Annotated in this window: 14 protein-coding genes and 1 tRNA gene; 7 read left to right on the top strand and 8 right to left on the bottom strand. The window is 69.9% G+C overall.

Going from position 1 to position 17,350, the window contains the following annotated elements; translation table 11 throughout:
• Window positions 1-723: 723 nt before the first annotated feature.
• Window positions 724-2,133 carry a diguanylate cyclase gene (locus ACLQ28_RS19660; protein WP_425687735.1) on the bottom strand — a complete coding sequence of 470 codons (1,410 nt, stop codon included), beginning with the start codon at window positions 2,131-2,133 and terminating at the stop codon, window positions 724-726.
• A 197-nt stretch (window positions 2,134-2,330) separates the two neighbouring features.
• Between ACLQ28_RS19660 and ACLQ28_RS19655 the strand changes: the two genes are divergently transcribed.
• On the top strand, window positions 2,331-2,810 hold the full coding sequence (locus ACLQ28_RS19655) for a metallophosphoesterase (RefSeq protein WP_425687734.1): 480 nt from the start codon (window positions 2,331-2,333) through the stop codon (window positions 2,808-2,810).
• The gene (locus ACLQ28_RS19650; protein WP_425687733.1) at window positions 2,807-2,938 is read left to right on the top strand and encodes a hypothetical protein; all 132 of its coding nucleotides are present in this window, start codon (window positions 2,807-2,809) and stop codon (window positions 2,936-2,938) included. The genes ACLQ28_RS19655 and ACLQ28_RS19650 overlap by 4 nt, the downstream gene beginning before the upstream one ends.
• Window positions 2,939-2,976: 38 nt before the next feature.
• On the opposite strand, the gene ACLQ28_RS19645 is transcribed toward ACLQ28_RS19650, so the two are convergent.
• Window positions 2,977-3,774 carry an alpha/beta fold hydrolase gene (locus ACLQ28_RS19645; protein ID WP_425687732.1) on the bottom strand — a complete coding sequence of 266 codons (798 nt, stop codon included), beginning with the start codon at window positions 3,772-3,774 and terminating at the stop codon, window positions 2,977-2,979.
• Between the two features lie 282 nt (window positions 3,775-4,056).
• Here ACLQ28_RS19645 and ACLQ28_RS19640 point away from each other — a divergent pair, with 282 nt between their 5' ends.
• The gene (locus ACLQ28_RS19640) at window positions 4,057-5,763 is read left to right on the top strand and encodes a bifunctional metallophosphatase/5'-nucleotidase (RefSeq protein ID WP_425687731.1); all 1,707 of its coding nucleotides are present in this window, start codon (window positions 4,057-4,059) and stop codon (window positions 5,761-5,763) included.
• A 659-nt stretch (window positions 5,764-6,422) separates the two neighbouring features.
• On the opposite strand, the gene ACLQ28_RS19635 is transcribed toward ACLQ28_RS19640, so the two are convergent.
• Entirely contained in the window at window positions 6,423-7,703 is a 1,281-nt protein-coding gene (locus tag ACLQ28_RS19635) for an MFS transporter (protein ID WP_425687730.1), read from the bottom strand.
• Window positions 7,704-7,854: 151 nt separating this feature from the next.
• On the opposite strand from ACLQ28_RS19635, the gene ACLQ28_RS19630 reads away from it, so the two are divergent.
• Window positions 7,855-8,328, top strand: coding sequence for a hypothetical protein (locus ACLQ28_RS19630; RefSeq protein ID WP_425687729.1), 474 nt, complete (start codon window positions 7,855-7,857; stop codon window positions 8,326-8,328).
• 89 nt (window positions 8,329-8,417) lie between these two features.
• On the opposite strand, the gene ACLQ28_RS19625 is transcribed toward ACLQ28_RS19630, so the two are convergent.
• Window positions 8,418-9,242 carry a class I SAM-dependent methyltransferase gene (locus ACLQ28_RS19625; protein WP_425687728.1) on the bottom strand — a complete coding sequence of 275 codons (825 nt, stop codon included), beginning with the start codon at window positions 9,240-9,242 and terminating at the stop codon, window positions 8,418-8,420.
• A gap of 638 nt (window positions 9,243-9,880) precedes the next feature.
• On the opposite strand from ACLQ28_RS19625, the gene ACLQ28_RS19620 reads away from it, so the two are divergent.
• Window positions 9,881-10,591 carry a hypothetical protein gene (locus ACLQ28_RS19620; protein WP_425687727.1) on the top strand — a complete coding sequence of 237 codons (711 nt, stop codon included), beginning with the start codon at window positions 9,881-9,883 and terminating at the stop codon, window positions 10,589-10,591.
• A gap of 492 nt (window positions 10,592-11,083) precedes the next feature.
• On the opposite strand, the gene ACLQ28_RS19615 is transcribed toward ACLQ28_RS19620, so the two are convergent.
• Window positions 11,084-11,157: transfer RNA gene (locus ACLQ28_RS19615), tRNA-Pro, on the bottom strand.
• 328 nt (window positions 11,158-11,485) lie between these two features.
• On the bottom strand, window positions 11,486-12,379 hold the full coding sequence (locus ACLQ28_RS19610) for a metallophosphoesterase (RefSeq protein ID WP_425687726.1): 894 nt from the start codon (window positions 12,377-12,379) through the stop codon (window positions 11,486-11,488).
• 25 nt (window positions 12,380-12,404) lie between these two features.
• Between ACLQ28_RS19610 and ACLQ28_RS19605 the strand changes: the two genes are divergently transcribed.
• The gene (locus tag ACLQ28_RS19605; protein WP_425687725.1) at window positions 12,405-12,860 is read left to right on the top strand and encodes a GatB/YqeY domain-containing protein; all 456 of its coding nucleotides are present in this window, start codon (window positions 12,405-12,407) and stop codon (window positions 12,858-12,860) included.
• A gap of 125 nt (window positions 12,861-12,985) precedes the next feature.
• On the opposite strand, the gene ACLQ28_RS19600 is transcribed toward ACLQ28_RS19605, so the two are convergent.
• Complete coding sequence (locus ACLQ28_RS19600; protein WP_425687724.1) at window positions 12,986-15,418, bottom strand: penicillin-binding protein; 2,433 nt, start codon at window positions 15,416-15,418, stop codon at window positions 12,986-12,988.
• Window positions 15,419-15,825: 407 nt separating this feature from the next.
• Between ACLQ28_RS19600 and ACLQ28_RS19595 the strand changes: the two genes are divergently transcribed.
• The gene (locus ACLQ28_RS19595; RefSeq protein ID WP_357107557.1) at window positions 15,826-16,146 is read left to right on the top strand and encodes a WhiB family transcriptional regulator; all 321 of its coding nucleotides are present in this window, start codon (window positions 15,826-15,828) and stop codon (window positions 16,144-16,146) included.
• A 6-nt stretch (window positions 16,147-16,152) separates the two neighbouring features.
• Here the strand turns inward: ACLQ28_RS19595 and ACLQ28_RS19590 are convergent, their stop codons facing one another.
• On the bottom strand, window positions 16,153-17,304 hold the full coding sequence (locus ACLQ28_RS19590) for an ArsA family ATPase (protein WP_425687723.1): 1,152 nt from the start codon (window positions 17,302-17,304) through the stop codon (window positions 16,153-16,155).
• Window positions 17,305-17,350: the final 46 nt, after the last annotated feature.

The raw sequence follows: 17,350 nt of genomic DNA, 5'->3' as shown, positions 1-17,350 counted from the left end.
GGCGCGTGCCTCGTCCTGCTCGGCGCGTGCCTCGTCCTGCTCGGCGCGTGCCTCGTCCTGCTCGGCGCGTGCCTCGTCCTGCTCGGCGCGTGCCTCGTTTTGCCCGGTGCTCGCCTCGCTTCGTGCTCGCTCCGGCGCCCTTACCCCCGTCTGTCAAGACGGAAGGGGGTAAGGGCGACGAATCGACGGCCGGAAGTGCAAGATCGCGGTTCTGATGCGGTCCCGGCGCTCTCGCGGTGCTGTCCTGCTTAGGGGGTGCGGGGGTGTGGGTTGATCATGGAGCCGCGTTGGGTGGAAGGCGAGGTTATGTCCGCTTTACGGGGCCGCCGCAACTCCATGATTGATTGACCTGGGGAGTGCGGGACGGTGATCGACTCCATGTCGGCGACATGGCGGTATCCGTCGGGGGAGATGCCGCCACATCGGCGACATGGAGTCGATCATGCCCATCCTGCGGTGATCGTCTTGCTGTGATCCGCACTGATCGCCGATATGGGGTATCCCATGTCCGAGATGCCCCATGCCGGCGAATTTGAGCGGATCAGTGGGTCTGTCTGGTTGGCGCCAGGGACTGCCGGGACTGTCGGGACTGCCGGGATTTCCGGGACTGCCGGGATTTCCGGGACTGCCGGGATTTCCGGGACTGCCGGGACTGCCGGGATTTCCGGGACTGTGGGGACTGTGGGGACTGCCGGGACTGCGGGGAGTGCGGCGCGGGCGGGGTTAGGCCGCGGATAGGTGTACGCCGTCTCGGCCCTGGCGTTTTACCGCGTACAGGGCCTGATCGGCTCTCCGCAGGGTGCGATCGGGGGACTCGCCAGGGCGAGGCAGTGCGACGCCCACGCTGATCGTGCGGCCGATGCGTCGGGCCGCCTCGGTCAACCGTTCGGCGATCCGAACCGCCTCCTCGGGGCGGCTCACCTCGATCACCGCGACGAACTCGTCGCCGCCGATCCGGTACAGCTCGTCGCCGTGCCGGAGCGCCCCCTCCAACGCCCGGGCCAACCCGACCAGCACCCGGTCGCCGGCCTGGTGGCCGTACGTGTCGTTGACGGTCTTGAAGCCGTCCACGTCGATCGCCAGCAGGGCCGTACGACCCGGGGTGGCCGCCGCGATCCGCTGCCCGAACGGGCCGGTGTGCCGCAACCCGGTCAGCGGATCTGAACTGGCCTGCTCCCGCAGCCGCGCCAGCGTGCGGAGCCGGTCCAGGCTCGTCCAGGCCTGCCCAGCGAGCAACTCCATCAGGCTGACCGTGGTCGGGTCCGGGCGCAGTGTGCGTTCGTCGGCGACCAGCAGCACACCGCCGGCGTCCGGCGGCCCGACCGGAACGGCGACCAGCGTTTGCACTCCCGCCCGGGTCAGCGGCCGGTAGTCCTCGGTCGGGGGGTGCCCCGGCTCGCCCAGCGTGTACCCGGCGCCGTACCGGTGTGCCCGGTCGACCATCCGGTCCAGGGCGGCCGGGTCCGCCTCGGTCAGTTCGGTGCGGATGCGGGTTTCCAGGTCACTCGGGGCCACCGGGGTCGGGCCGAGTTGACCGGCGAACAGGAGCACCGCAGTGGAGAGGGTGGAGACCTCCCGAGCGGCGCGGGCCGCCACGGCCAGCACCTCCCCCTCGGTGGGTGCGGAGGTGAGCGCGGCGGCGTACCGGAGCAGTTTCTCGCTGCGGCTCTCCGCCGGCGGGCCACCGAGCGCGGCGATCCGCGCGCCGAGCCGGTTGGCCAACCGCTGCGTGGTCTCCCGCCACGGCTCCAGGTCGATCGGCTCACTCCACTGCAGGTCGAGCACGCCGATCGCCCTGCCCGCCGGATCCAACACCGGGACGCACAGTTCGGCGGTCACGTCCGGGCGTACCGGTAGGTAGTCGGGGTCGACGGTGACGTCCGGGACGACGGCGGGGGTGCCGGTGGCGTACACCCGCCCGACAGTGCCGGTCCGCGCCGGCACGGTCGCGAAGACCTGCCACGCCCCGGTCGCCGCGACGCAGCGCAGGCGGTCGTGGACCGCGAGCAGCACGGAGATGGTCGCCGAGGTGTGGCGGGACAGTGCGGTGACCGTCCATCGACAGGCCTCCGCCGCGCTCGACGCCATCGGCAGGCGGACGGTGACGTCACGGATGACTCGCTGATGATCCACTCGCACGTCGTTCCAGGTAGGGGAGGGGCCCGGCCGGCGCCGAGCCGCGCGATCAAGCGTACTCACGGCGGCGAGGTCGACCAGAACTCGTACACATGTGCTATCCACAGGCTGTGGACACAGCCTGTGGGCGCGTGCCCCCCGGGACGCCGCGCCCGGCGATAGCGTGGAGCTCCCGGCGCCGAGGAGGCGAGCCCATGCTCATCGCCCAGCTCAGTGACCCGCACCTGACCACCGGTCTGCTCGCCGCCCAACCGGCCGCCGGGCTGCACCGTGCGCTCGGCCGGGTGCTGGCGTTACGGCCCCGACCGGATTGCGTGGTGATCACCGGCGATCTGGTCGACCACGGGCAGCCCGATGAGTACGCTGCGCTGCGCGAGCTGATCGGCCGGTTCCCGCTGCCAGTGCACCTGGTCCCCGGCAACCATGACGACCGGGAGTCGCTGCTCGACGCGTTCGGGGGCACGCCGTGGCTCGGGGGCGGCTTCTCCGCCTACTACCACGTCGATCACGAGGCGGCGTCTGTCGTGGTGCTGGACTCGCTCGTCCCCGGCAGCAGCAGCGGACAGCTCGGCGAGGAGCAGCTCAGCTGGCTAGACGGCGTGCTGGCCGGGCGTACGCGGGCACGGTGCTCACCGTCGCGCCCAGCACGTGGAAACAGAGCACGCTCACCATGAGCGCCGACGAGCAGATCGGTTGGGTCGACGAGCCAACCGCCTTCCTGCTGCACCTGGTCGAGGCGGGCAGCTGCGTGACACACACCGTGCAGGTGAGCCACTCCGCCGGCCAGACCTGCGGCTTCTGAGGGCGCGCCCGTCGGTGGTGGCTGCCCGCTTCGGACCGTCAACCGAGCACGAACTCGCGCAACGCGGGAGCGAGCCTCGTCGGCGGCACCTCGTGGAAGCCACCGTCGAGGCTGACAGACCGGCCGCCCGGGACCGCCTCGGCGGCGGCACGGCTCGCGTCCCGCAGCCACTGAGGGCTGCCGGTGCTGTCCACGGCAAGGGTCGGCGCGGTGATTGCCGCCAGCCGGTCGGCGGGCAGTCGCCCTCCCGCGGTGACGATCTCGTCGTACGGCAGGGTGTGCGCGATCGCGGTCAGTGAGCCCCACACTGGTTGCGACTTCATCCCGGTGATCGCCTCGGCCGGCAGCCCCACTGAGGCGCTGAGGAAGGTCTCCACCGCGCCGTCCCGGTCGTCGGCGGCGATCAGCTCGATGAGCTGCGGGGTGATGTCCTTCCAAACGCCGACGTGCGGCCCAACCTGAAACGGTGGCTCGAACAGGACCAACCCGGTCACCGGCAGGCCCTGTGCGGTGGCGAGGGCGGCCAGGACGGCGCCGGAGGAGAACCCGCAGACAGTGGCGGAACCCCCTGCCGCCGCGATCAGGGCGGCCAGGTCGTCGATCTCGCGGCCGATCTCGTACGGTGCGGTGTCGCCGCTGTAGCCCCGACCTCGACGGTCGTAGCTGAACACCGTGAAATCCGGTGCCAACGCCGCACCGATGTCGCGGGTGGCGTTGCGGTCGCTCAACGCGCCACCGACCAGGATGATCGCGGGCCCGGCCCCCGACCGTTCGAACGCGATGGGCGTGCCGTCCGCCGATCGCACCTGTTCCACCTCCGGTGTCGTTCCGCTCACGATGCCGCCTCCGTCCGCACTGGCTGTCCCGTCCTTTCTAGACCCTGGGTCCGACCATGTCCGGCAGACCGCACCAAGTGGCGGCCAATTGGGGCTCCGACGTACTCGCAGCACTGATGCTCCGCCTGGGTCGACCGGTCGGCGTCCAGATGAGAGGCTGTCGGTGCAGGCGGCCGTCCCCAACCGCCGCCATCCGCGATCGACCCTTCCGACGGCGTCGGTCGGCGGCCCGGTCGACCCACAGGCCAGGCACCGCACGCGCCGATTCTCACGAGGAGATCCATGTCCATACCCGGGATGCGTCGGGCCGCGGTCGGCCTGACCGCGCTCGCGGTGGCCGCGTTCGGCGCGGTCACCATCAGCCCTGAGCAAGCCGACGCGCGGCCGAAGCCGGTCGACGTCACCCTGTTGGCCCTGAACGACTTCCATGGCAACCTCGAAGCGCCGAGTGGGTCCAGCGGCACCATCGCCGGGCAGACCGCGGGCGGCGTCGAGTTCCTGGCCACCCACCTGGCCGAGCTGCGCGCCGCCGCCAAGAAGAAGCACACCGTCACGGTCGCCGCCGGTGACCTGATCGGCGCGTCCCCGCTGCTCTCCGCCGCGTTCCACGACGAGCCGACCATCGAGGCGCTGACCATGGCCGGGCTGGACTACGCCAGCGTCGGCAACCACGAGTTCGACGAGGGCGCCGCCGAGCTGCTGCGGATCCAGAACGGCGGCTGCCACCCGGTCGACGGCTGCGCCGACGGCACCCCGTACCGCGGTGCAGGCTTCCAGTACCTGTCCGCGAACGCCTTCAAGACCGCGACCGGCAAGCCGCTGATGGCGCCGTACGCGATCCACAAGGTGCAGGGCGTCAAGGTCGGCTTCATCGGGATGACTCTGGAGAACACCCCGGAGATCGTCAGCCAGCAGGGCGTCGCCGGCCTCAGCTTCGCCGACGAGGCGGACACCGCCAACCGTTACGCCCGCGAGCTGCGCCGCAAGGGCGTACAGGCGATTGTCGTCCTGTTGCACGAGGGCGGCACCCAGGCGGCGACCGGCGGGATCAACGACTGCGTCGGCATGACCGGGCCCATCGTGGACATCACCAACCGGATGGACCCGTCGATCGACGTGGTGGTCAGCGGGCACACCCACCAGGCGTACAACTGCGACATCAACGGCAAGCTGGTCACCAGTGCCAGCTCGTTCGGTCGCCTGGTCACCAACATCGACCTCAAGATCGACCGTCGGTCCGGTGACGTCGTCTCCGCCGCCGCGAACAACGTCGTGGTCACCCGGGACGTCGCCAAGGACCCGAAGCAGACCGCCCTGATCGACAGGTACAAGACGGTGCTCGGCCCGGTCGCCGGCCGCCAGGTTGGCGTGACCAGCCAGGCGATCACCCGCAGCCAGGAAACCCTCTTCGGTACGAGTCTGGGCGAATCGCCACTGGGCAACCTGATCGCCGACGCGCAACTCGCCGCCACAGACGACGAACAGGGGGCGGTCGCCGCCTTCATGAACCCGGGCGGGGTCCGGGCCGACCTCGACGCCGGCCCAGTCACCTACGAGGAGGCGTTCACGGTGCAACCGTTCGCCAACAACCTGGTGACGCTGGACCTCACCGGCGCGCAGCTCTACTGCGTCCTGGAACAGCAGTTCGTCACAGGCCGGACGCTGTACCCGTCGGCGACAGTGGGCTACGTGGTCGACCCGGCCGGCACCACCGGCACGGTGGCAGACCCGTGCGCCGGCACTCGTGTGGTCCGAGGCAGCCTCACCCTCGGCGGCACCACGGTCGACACCGCCGCCACCTACCGGGTGACGGTGAACAACTTCCTGGCCGGCGGCGGTGACGGCTTCAGCGCCCTCACCGGCGGGACGAACCTGGTCACCGCCCAGATCGACCTGGACGCCTTCGTGGCTTACCTGACCACCGAATCGCCGGTCTCCGCGCCGACGCTGGACCGGATCCGCACCACCGCCGAGGTCCCCGTCGCCTGACGGCCGACCCCGCGACGCCGGGCCTCGGAGCACCCGCTCCGGGGCCCGAACCGTCTCCCGTCTGCCTGCGTTGCCGTCTCCCGTCTGCCTGCGTTGCCGTCTCCCGTCTGCCTGCGTTGCCGTCTGCGCGCGCTGCCTGCGTTGCCGTCTGCGCGCGCTGCCTGCGTTGCCGTCTGCGCGCGCTGCCTGCGTTGCCGTCTGCGCGCGTGCCGTCTGCCCGCGTCTGCCCTCGCGTCGTTCCGCCCTCGCGCCGCCCCGCGCTTGCCCGCGCCGCTCCGGGCAAGATCAATGAGGGAGATCCGCGCAATATCAGGGATGTTGCTGTCTCCGGCGCGCCTGAGGCAGCAACATCCGGGAAGTTGCTCGGATCTTGGTGCGGGGTGCGGGGTGCGGGGTGCGGGGTGCGGGGTGCGGGGTGCGGGGTGCGGGGTGCGGGGTGCGGAGCGCTTGACGCACGGAGGGGCGGTGCGGGTGCGGGCCAGCGCGGGCAGGCGCGGGCGCGCGGAGCGCTTGATGCACGGAGGGGCGGTGCCGGGGTGCGGGTGAGGCGCGGGGCGTGAGGCGCGGGGCGTGAGGCGCGGGGCGTGGGGCGTGGGCAAGTCACGGGGACGCGCGGGGGTGTGGGCAAGTCGCGGTGACGCGCGGAGGGGTGTTCGAGGTCAGGTGAGGGCGGGCGTGGGGGACGCCGGGGCTGCGGTCGTTGCGCGGCCGTCCTGATCCGTGGTGAGCAGCCGGCGCAGAGAGAGCGCGACCAGTGAGGCGACCAGGCAGCCGCCGACCACCGTCGCCACCCAGACTTTGCCGTCGGCGGCGCCGATGAGCGGGCCGGCGGTCACTGGGCCGATCACACCGCTGACCCCGAAGATCATCGAACTCATCGCGTTGTACCGGCCGCGTAGCTCGTCCGTGGCCAGCGCGTTGGTCAGCGCAGGCATCACCGGCGACAGCATCGTCTCGCCGAAACCGAAGATCGCCGAGCAGGCCACCACGCACAGGGCGGCCAGCAGGGCGCTTTCACCGCTGACCAGGCCGGCCGCGCCGAGGACGAGCCAGGCGGCGGCGAACACCGCCCCGACCACGGCCAGAGCCTTGGTGCGGCTGCGCCCCTCGATCCGGCGGATCACCAGCAGTTGCGCGAGGACGATCATCACGGTGTTGGCCGCGAGTGCCCAGGCCACGACCCGGGGGCTCACCTCGACCACCCGCACCGCGTACGCGGTGAAGCCCACCTCGATCTGCGCGTACCCGCAGGTCGTGAGGATCAGCCCGAAGATCACCAGCCGCCGGAACGGGCGGTCGCGGAGCACGGTCAGGTAGCCGCCGGGCGACGGCTCGTCCGCACCTCGGCGGCTGCCGAGTCGGTGGCCCACAGTGGGCAGGGTGAGCAGGATCAGCGCCGGCAACAGGTAGGTCGCCGCGTCCAGCAGGTAGATCGTCTGGAAGGTGCCGGGCCGGGCCGTGTCGACGATTGCGCCGGAGGCCATGCCACCGATGCCGATACCGAGGTTGAGCAGGGCGAAGTTCAACCCGAAGACGCGTTGCCGCTCACCGTCGTCGGTCAACGACGCGAGGATCGTGTTCTGCCCGGACCAGATGGCCGAGCTGCCGATGGCGATCACCGTCATCACCAGCAGGGCCGACCCGCTCGAGTGGACCAGCGCGAGCGAACCGGTGCCGACCGCCTCGAGCAGCAGGCAGGGCAGCACCACCCGACGGGCGCCGAAACGGTCGATCAGTGTCCCGCCCAGCGGCGACAGGGCCAGGGTGACCGCGCCGTACCAGCCGATCACGAGCCCGGCGCGGGTGTCGGTGAGCCCGCGTACGTCGGTCAGGTAGATGAACAGGAATGGCAGGGTCAGGCCGCGCCCGATCGCCGACAGCAGGGTGCCGAGCATGATCCGGCGAGCTTCCGAACGGCGGGGCAGAGCACGACGCAGCATGCCCGGCATTCTGTTCGTCGGGTGTGACTCCGCGCGAACCGTTTTGGCCGCGCCCCGCTGTCTTCGGGGCCGTCAGGTGATCAATCGCACGATGATCCACGAGGCGCGGCAACGATACGTCGGTGTCCGCCGGGTCTGCGATGCTGGCCCGATGACCGGCACCTGGCGACACCTGCCCGCTACCGCCCGCACCATCGCGGTGACCGCCACCGCAGCCGTCGCCGCCGCCCAGGCACGCGACGGACAGGCGTACGACGAGGCGGTTGGTGGGCTCGCCGCGGACGAGCGGTCCGGCCTGGTGCTCGGCGGGGTGGTGCGGTTGTTGCTGGAGGAGAGTCATCCGGAAGGGCTGACCGGCGACGACATCCGTCAGGTGTTGACCCGCTGCGTGCAGGGCGCGACGCGTTGGCGTTCGGACGTGGACCCGCATGTGGTGCTCGTCCTGCTGGCCGGCGCGTTGGGGGTGTACGACCCCGAGGGTGACGAGTCGCCTCCGGACGCGTCTGCCCTGGCCCGGCACGCGCCGCTGCTCGTGGCCGACCTGTTGGCGGCGACCGGTGTGCCGTTTGACGACTACCTGGCCGCCGCGTTCGCCGAAATCGAGCGCACCGAGCGGCAGGACTAACGCGGCAGGACTAACGCGGCAGGACTAACGCGGCAGGACTGACGCGGCAGCACCGAGCGGCAGGATTGACGCGGCAGGGCTGACGGGCGTCAGGCCGGGTCGGGGAGCCGCTGCGCCACGACTTCCAGATACTCCGCCGGGATCCGCACCGTGGCGTCGGTGGCCCGGTTGTGCGTACGGGCCAACTCGACCAGGTCGGCGTGCAGTTGCGGTCGCCGGTCCTCGGGCAGCGCCTCGAACGCCTTCAACGTCGGCCCGTAGTTGGCCCGGAAGAAGTCTGCGAACTCTTCCGGTGTGCCGAAGCGGAAGACGAACTCCCGGCGTACCGTCCGCAGGTCGCCCACGGCCCCGCCGAGCAACTCGCGGACCCGGGCCTCGTCGCCCCACTGGACCGGCGGGCGCAGCCCGGCCGGCGGCGGCACGTGCTGCCCCACCGTTCGGAACAGGTCGCCGATGAACCCCTGCGGCGTCCACGACGCCAGTGCCACCGTGCCGCCCGGCCGGCAGACCCGGACCAGCTCGGCCGCGGCCCGCTCCTGGTCGGGCGCGAACATCACGCCGACGACGGAGAGCACCGCGTCGAAGGAGCCATCGGCGTACGCCAGGCGCTCCGCGTCGCCGGTCACGAACGTGACCGGGAGCCGTTCCGCCGCAGCCCGCGCGTGACCCCGTTCCAACAGTTCCGGTACGTAGTCGACGCCGGTCACGACGCAGCCGCAGCGGGCGGCCGCGATGGCGGCGTTGCCGGAGCCGGTCGCGACGTCCAGCACGCGGTCGCCCGCCGACAGGTCGGCCGTGGTGACCAGCAACTCGGAGATCGGGTGGATGAGCGCGGCGATTGCGCCGTAGTCGCCGCTGGCCCAGGTCACCTGCTGGCGTGCCTTCACAGCGCTGAGATCGAGTGTGGTGCTCATCGGTGGTCCCCCTCGGACGATGTGTTGTGCCATCGACGCTAGGTGGGGTGGCACCGCCGGGGATCGGGTAAAAGTGCTTATGTTGGCGGCACCAGGCCCTGTCTGCGAGCCGTCGCGGCCGCCTGGCCCCGGCTGGGCACCTCGAGCTTGCCGAGCACCGCCGAGACGTGGTGGTCGACGGTCCGGGCTCGGCGACCGCCGGCTCCGGATCACCGGCCAACCAGTGTCGTTCCGCCAACGCCGCCGCGACCGGCACCACGAACTTGAGTTCCCGGCTCTGCACCGCCCAGCGTGCCGCCGTGTCCAGGTGCGTGGTCGATCAGTGGGGTGCCCTGCTGACGTCATCCGCGACGGCAGCATTCGCAGGACGCGATGTCCCGCGAGGAGGGCAAATACCTGGAGATTTGGCTGAACCAGGTGTCAGGAGGTGCCGTCGTAACGAGCAGAACTAGCAGGTAGGACATGTTGTCTGGGGGATGGTCGTGGACGACGGGCACCGGGTGAACTCCACGGAAACCACAGCGATCGAGCGGATAGATGCACTGCGGCCTGCTCGGCAGGTTCAAAAGAGCGACGCTTATCGCGGTGTTCGCCGGGCTGATCGCACTCGTCCGAGGAACGGTTCAGCCTGGTTACTAATGGCCTGCCTGTTGACTGGCATTCTGGTGGTGATTATCGGGTTGGTGGCGATGCCCACCGAGTGGGGAAATTCCGCTCCGTTGGCCGGTCCCAGCGTCGACGTGCTGTCGCCGTCGGCCGTGGCGGCCCCGCAGGTGCCCGAGCCGCTGCTCGGCTCCGCCACCCCTTCACCAACGACAGCCGTTCCATCGAGCGGCACACCAACGCCGCGTAACTCTGCTCCTGTCCTCCGGCCGACGACCGCAACGGCGACCGCAACGGCGACGGCAGCGGCTACCGCGACCGTGGTCCCATCGGCGGTGGCGGTGGCCCCTTCGCCGACGGTCAAGCGATTCACTCCGATCACCGTCCAGGCTGAGGATCCGCGCAACGAACTACACGGCGGTGCCCAGGCTGTCGGCTGTCCGACCTGTGCTGGCGGTGCCCGAGTCCGATACATCACCGGCGCCAGCTACCTCGTCGCGAACCTGACGATGCCGGTGGCCGGAACCCGGACCGTGACGGTCATGTACGAGTCTGCGGATTACCGGCAGCTGAAAATCAGTGTGAACGGCGCCAACCCGGTCGTGGGCTGGGGGGCCGGTAGTGGCAACTGGGAAACGCCAGCGTCCTTCAGCGTCTCCATGTACCTGCCCGCCGGCCCGGTACGGATGAAGCTCTACCACGACACGGACCCGGCCGTGGACGTCGACAGCGTCACCGTCAGCTAGGGTTCCGCCTCCGTGGAGGGTCGAAAGGCTGCCTTCCCGACTCTGAATGCGGGCTCCAACGCATCGAGTTCGTCGATGAGAGCTTGCAGCCGTTCGGACCACTGCGCTGACCCCGGCGTCCGGCTCGTTCGGTGCCGCGCTGATCGCTGCCGTCAAATAATCCTTGCCAGCTGCCGAGTCTGCCCAGTGAGCAATGAACCAGGCCTCAAGCTGGTCCACACCACCCGCCTCCTGCTCCAGAGCGAACAGATCAGACGGCACCATCTCGGCAGCATCAGAGCGCAGGTACCCAGGAAGCGGCAGCCGGAGCTCCAACATCAGCCGACGGACCTCGTCGACTTCGCGACCCTGGACCGCGCACAGTTCCTGCAAGACGACGAACTGTTCGCTGACGTACGCATCATCGGCACCGGTAGGCCAAGAAGTTGAATCGCGCCGGGTGCGGAAAAGGGCCAGGTGAGATGACCTCTCACCTGGCCCTGCCCATCTCGGTCGGGGTGGCCGGATTCGAACCGACGACCTCTTCGTCCCGAACGAAGCGCGCTACCAAGCTGCGCCACACCCCGAGGCGTGCCGACAAATAGTAGCCCACCCGCCCCGATGGTCAAACTCGGTACCCCCGGGGGTCGGAGCCGGCCAGACCTCAGCCGGAGCAGCATGATCCGCACAACTTCCGGGATGTTGGTGCCTCACTGCGCGGCGAGGCACCAACATCCCTGATGTTGCGCGGATCTTGAGACGGGCGCGGGCGCGGGCGCGGGGTGCGCGGGCGCGGGGTGCACGGGCGCGGGTGCGGGTGCGGGCGGGGCGGGGTGCGGGGTGCACGGGCGCGGGTGCGGGCGGGGCGGGGTGCGGGTGCGGGCGGGGTATGCGGGTGTGGGCGGGGCGGGCGGGTCAGCGGGGGATGAGGGTGAGGATGCTGGCCTCTGGGGGGCAGGCGAAGCGGACCGGGGCGGTCGGGTGGGTGCCGAGGCCGGCGGAGACGTGCAGCCAGGAGTCCGAGCCCGGCCACCGGTGCAGACCCTGCGCCATCGAGCGGGGCAGGCCGCAGTTGGTCACCAGCGCCCCGAAGCCCGGTACGCAGACCTGACCGCCGTGGGTGTGCCCGGCCAGCAGCAGCCCGAAGCTGTCCGCGGCCATCTGGTCGAGCACCCGTGGCTCGGGGGAGTGCGCCAGCGCGATCGACAGGTCGGCCGAGGACGAGACCGGGCCGGCGACCGACGGGTAGTCGTCCCGGTCGATGTGGGGGTCGTCCACGCCGACCAGGTCGAGCTGCCGTCCGCCGGCCTTCAGCATGGTCCGGGCGTTGTTGAGGTCCGCCCAGCCGGCACCGGTGAACACCTGGCGCAGCTCCTCGTAGGGCAGCTCGACGCCCTCGGTGTACTCCCGGTCGGGCAGGAAGTAGGTGAACGGGTTCTTCAACACCGGCCCGGTGTAGTCGTTGGAGCCGAACACGAACGCTCCCGGGTAGTCCAGCAGCGGCTGCAGGGCCCGCAGCACCCCGGGCACTGCGCCCGGGTGCGCCATGTTGTCCCCGGTCACCACCACCAGGTCGGGGTCGAGGGCGGCCAGCGACGCCACCCAGCGCTGCTTGCGCGCCTGGTCGGGCATCATGTGCAGATCCGACAAGTGCAGCACACGCAGTGGCTCCGCGTCGACCGGCAGCACCGGCACGTCGTACCGCCGCAGGGTGAACATGTTGCGCTCGATGAGGGACGCGTACGCGAGGGTGGCCGCGCCGACCGTGGCGGTTCCGGCCGCGAGCCGGAATAGTGTGCGCTTTCGCATGTCGTTCAGGGTAGTTTGACCGTCCATGAGCACGCTGAAGGACCGCCTCACTGCCGACATGCGTTCCGCGCTCAAGGCGCGCGACGAGCTGACCACCTCCACGCTGCGGATGGCCCTGGCCGCCGTCGGCACCGCCGAGGTCGCCGGCAAGGCCAAGCGCGAGCTCACCGATGACGAGGTGCTCGCGGTGTTGACCAAGGAAGCCAAGAAGCGTCGGGAGGCGGCCACCGCCTTCGCCGACGCCGGCCGCGCCGAGCAGGCCGCGAAGGAGAGCGCCGAGGGTGAGGTTTTGGACCGCTACCTGCCCAAGCAGCTCGCGGACGCCGAGCTGGCCGAGCTGGTGTCGGGGGCGCTCGCCGCAGGGGGTTTCACCGAGAAGGCCCAGATGGGCCCGGCCATGAAGGCGGCCCAGGCCGCGGTGGCGGGCAAGGCCGAGGGTGGTCGGGTGGCCGCCGAGGTACGCCGACAGCTCGGCCTCTGACCCGCCGGCGGCCGGTGCGATCACCGGCCCAGGTCAGCGGCGGTGGCCAGCCGTAGTCCGGAGAGACGCAGACGGGCGGGCACCCGCAGAGGGTGCCCGCCCGTTGTGTCCTGCTAGGGCCTGTTTCAGCCGCCTGGGCGGCCGGTGGGTCGATTGCGTGGGGTGTCGGGAGTCGTACCGGTGGTGCCCGGCGTGGTGCCGCTACCGGTGCTGACCTGGATGGTGACCACACCGCCCTCGATGGTGCGCCCGTTCGGGCTGGTGCCTGCCGCCTCGCCCGCCTTGCAGGTTGAGGCGACCTTCACGCTGGAAACCACTGGCTCGAAGCTGGCAGCCTTGAGCCGGGACCTCGCCTGCTCCACCGAAATGCACTTCACGCTAGGAATGCTGCGCTGGTCGCCCTCGGAGATCTTCTGACCCGGCGGCTCGAACTTGATATCAGGCTTGCCCTTCATCGCGTCCCGCAGCGTCTGCCAGACCGGCGGGTTGATGCCGTCCTCCTCCTCGTGCTTCATCTTGACGTTGGTCTGCGGCCAGTCCGGGTCGGCCATGATGCCAGCTACCGCGTACTGCTTGGTCATCGCGACCAGGGCGGCGGTCTTCTCCGAGTCGGTGGTGCCGGACTTGCCGGCCACCGGCGCACCGACGTCGCGGCGCACGTTGCCGGCAGTGCGGCTGCTGCCGCACTTGCTGGTGGAGGAGTTGTCACCGACCGGGCAGCGGGCCGCGTCCACTGCGGCGCGGGCCACCTCGGTGCTGAACCGCTTCTCGCAGCGCGGGTTGGCAATGTCGAGCTTGTTGCCCTCCGGGTCCCGGATCTCCTGCACCGGGATCGGCTCGCAGTACTTACCGTCGGCCGCGAGGGTGGCGTACGCGTTGGCCAGGTCCAGTGGGGTGGTCGACGAGACGCCCAGGGTGAACGCGCCCCACTGGTGGGCGGCTTCCTTCGTGCCACTGAGGTTGAGATCCTCGGTGGTACGGAACTGGATGCCGGCCCGTTTGGCGGCGTCGACCACGTTCTCCGCACCCACCTGCTGCTGTAGCGGAACGAAGTAGGTGTTGATCGACTGGGAGAACGCGGTCCACATGTTCTGCACGCCGCCGGGCTTACCGCCCGAGTTGGTCGGGCAGTAGAAGTGGGTGCCCGGGCAGGCCGCGTCGCTGCTGCTGTCGATGATGTATTCCGACGTGAACTTCTGCGGCGCGTTGATCGTGTAGCTGAGCGGGATGCCCTTCTCCAGGGCCGCCACGATCGTGAAGATCTTGAAGGTCGAGCCGGCCTGGTAGCCGCCGATGCCGTCGCCGCCGGTCAGCAGTGGGTTGACCGTCGCCGGGTAGTTGCCCCGGATATTCTTCCTCTTCTTCGCCGGATCGCTGGAGAGCTTGTTCTTCGGGTTCTTCGGGTCGTCGAGCTTGAACTGCCGGTTGACGGCGAGCGCCCGGACCCGGCCAGTGCCGGGCTCGACCACCGCGACCATGGCGGCTTCCTTGCTGTTTTCGTTCTTGGCCTTGCGGACTGCCTTGTCCGCGCCCGTCTGCGCCTGGACGTCGATCGACGTCACGACGGTGTAGCCGCCGCTCTTCAGCCGCCGCTCCCGGTCGTACGTGGTCGAACCGAACGTCTCCTGCTGCATCCACCAGCGGTAGAAGTAGTCGCAGAAGAAGCCCCAACTGTTGACGTTCGCGGCGACGCAGCCGTTGGGGGTGCGCTTGTCCAGCGGAACCAGCTTGACGGCCTTGGCCGCGTCGGCCTCCTGCTGGGTGATGGCCTTGGTCTTGACCATGTTGTCGATGACGTAGTCGCGCCGTTCCACGGCCTTCGGGTAACCCGCCTCGGTGGTCGGGTCGTTCGTCGTGGGTGCCTTGACCATGCCGGCCAGCAGCGCCGCCTCCTCAATCTTGAGCTTGCTCGGCGGCTTACCGAAGTAGACCTGGCTGGCGGCGTAGATGCCGTACGCGCCGTTGCCGAACGAGGCGAGGTTGAGATAACGGGTGAGGATCTCGTCCTTGGAGAATTCCTTGTCGACCTGGAGGGCCAGCCGCATCTCGCGAAGCTTGCGGGCGCTGGTGTCCTCGGTCGCCGCGACAACGTCGGCCGGGTGGGTGGCCGAGTAGGCGATGGCCAGCCGGACGTACTGCATGGTCAGCGTCGAAGCGCCCTGCTGGCCGGCGCCTTCGCTCTGGTTGTTGACGAACGCGCGGGCGACACCGTTGATGTCGACACCGTTGTGCTTGTAGAAGTCATGGTCCTCGGCGGCGATGATCGCCTTCACCATGTACGGCGAGATATCGGCGAGCTTCACGTCGCGCCGGTTCTCGTCGTACATGGTCGCGAGCGGCGTCTTGCCGTCCGAGGCCAGCAGGTAGCTGATCTGCGGCGCGCGGGCCACCGTCAACTCTGTGGGCAGGGCGCCGAATGTCTCGGCACCGGCCTTGGCCGCCAAGCCGGACATCGCCACTGCGGGGAAGGCCGCCGCAGCGACCACCACGCCAGCCAACAGGCCACAGACGAGCAGCGATGCGGCGTTGGTCAGCACATTGTGGTCACGTTTCCGCATCCAGTTCACCTCGACAGGGTACGCGAATAGGTAGCGAGGGGCGCCTGGGTGTTCTTTCCCCATTTCCTGCGCGCGCTGCCCTCGTTGTGCTAAACGCACGACCCCCGGTGCTTGGTTGCGTGTGACCTGGCGTGAGTCTCCTCCGATTCAGAGAGGCGGCGCAGCGTTATCGCCGACCTTGGCGGGGTAACCGGCGGTCGAAGGCCCGGGAAGCCGGGAGTGTCCGGAATGATGGATTTCGCCGACAACGTTGCGTAATCAGTCGACTACAGAGCATGATGGGGGCGGCAACAGCGCCACATGTCGTCCGCGCCGCCTTGGGGAAGGCGAGCCGGGCGATCGGGGGGAATTGCCGGCTGACGTGCATCGACGAGGTCGGTAGGTACTGCAAGGGGGGACGTGTACACATGGGCATGATCACTGACTGGCCGTCGCTTGCGGCATGTCAGAACGGGGACCCGGACGCGTTGTTCGTACAGGGCGCCGAACAGAACGTGGCGAAGCGGATCTGCCGGAGCTGCCCAGTTCGGTACGAGTGCCTGGCCGACGCGCTGGACAACCGGATCGAGTTCGGTGTGTGGGGCGGCATGACCGAACGCGAACGGCGGGCGCTGCTGCGTCGACACCCGCAGGTGACGAGCTGGCGCAAGATGTTCGAGGCTGCGATGAAGAAGAACAGCAAGGAGAAGGCCGGCAAGGACAAGATCCTCGTCAGTGCGGCCACCTGACGCCGGTCACGGCCGGCTGATCGCCACGCCGATCGTCCGTAGCCCGTCGACGTCGTGGACGTCGGCGGGCTGCGCCGTAACCGAGACCGCCGGCACCGCCGGGAACGCCTCGGTGAACCGCGCGGCGACCTGCTGTTCGCGTACCGCCTGACGGGCCAGCGCCGCGTGCGCCCGCAGCACATCGGCGGTGGCCTCATGCCCACCCAGCTCGGTCAACCGCTCGGCGGCGACCCGGCTCTGCTCGGCGTCCAGCTCCGGCACCGCCGGGCGGTGCACCCGGTTGAGCACAAGGCCAGCCAACGGCATCCGCTCGTCCCGCAAGCGGCCCGCGAAGTAGGCGGCCTCCCGGACCGCGTCCGGCTCCGGTGCCGCGACCAGCAGGAAGGCCGTCTCCCGCGCCTGCAGGATGCGGTACGTCTGTTCGGCGCGCTGCCGGAAACCGCCGAACATCGAGTCCAGTGCGGCGACGAAGCCGGACAGGTCGGTGAGCAGTTGCGCGCCGAGCACCTTCTGCACCACCTTCGAGAACATCCCGAACGAGGCCGTGACCAGGCTGAACATGCTCCGCCCGCCGCTACGCGCGGGTGCCAGCAGCAGCCGCAGCATCCGGCCGTCGAGGAACCGGGAGAGCCGGGCCGGCGCGTCCAGGAAATCCAGGGCCGAGCGGGACGGCGGCGTGTCCACCACGATCAGGTCCCATTCGCCCCGGGCGTGCAGCTGGCCCAACTTCTCCATCGCCATGTATTCCTGCGTGCCGGAGAACGTCGAGCTCATCGCCTGGTAGAACGGGTTCGCGAAGATCTCGGCGGCCTTCGTCGGGTCGGTGTGCTGCAGCACCACGTCGTCGAAGGTGCGCTTCATGTCCAGCATCATGGCGTGCAACTCGCCGCCGCTGCTCTCGACGTCGATCCCCTTGACCTGGCGAGGGGTGTTGTCCAGCTCGGTCAGGCCCAGTGACTGAGCCAGCCGGCGGGCCGGGTCGATGGTGAGCACCACCGTGCGCCGGCCATGGTGTTCGGCGGCACGCAACGCCAGCGCCGCGGCCGTGGTCGTCTTTCCCACCCCGCCGGCACCGCAGCACACGATGATCCGCACGCCTGGGTCGGCGAGGATCTGGTCGACGTCCAGCTGCGGCGCCGCGTCTTCGGAAGGCACCAATCGAGCGTATCGGGCCGCGTGGGTCCACGCGCCGATGCTGACCTCA

Origin of the sequence: Micromonospora sp. DT201 (assembly GCF_049841575.1) — a bacterium.
Taxonomy (GTDB): domain Bacteria; phylum Actinomycetota; class Actinomycetes; order Mycobacteriales; family Micromonosporaceae; genus Micromonospora.
Note: the sequence above shows the minus strand (reverse complement) of the source record. Positions and strands in the feature narration are given on the sequence as shown.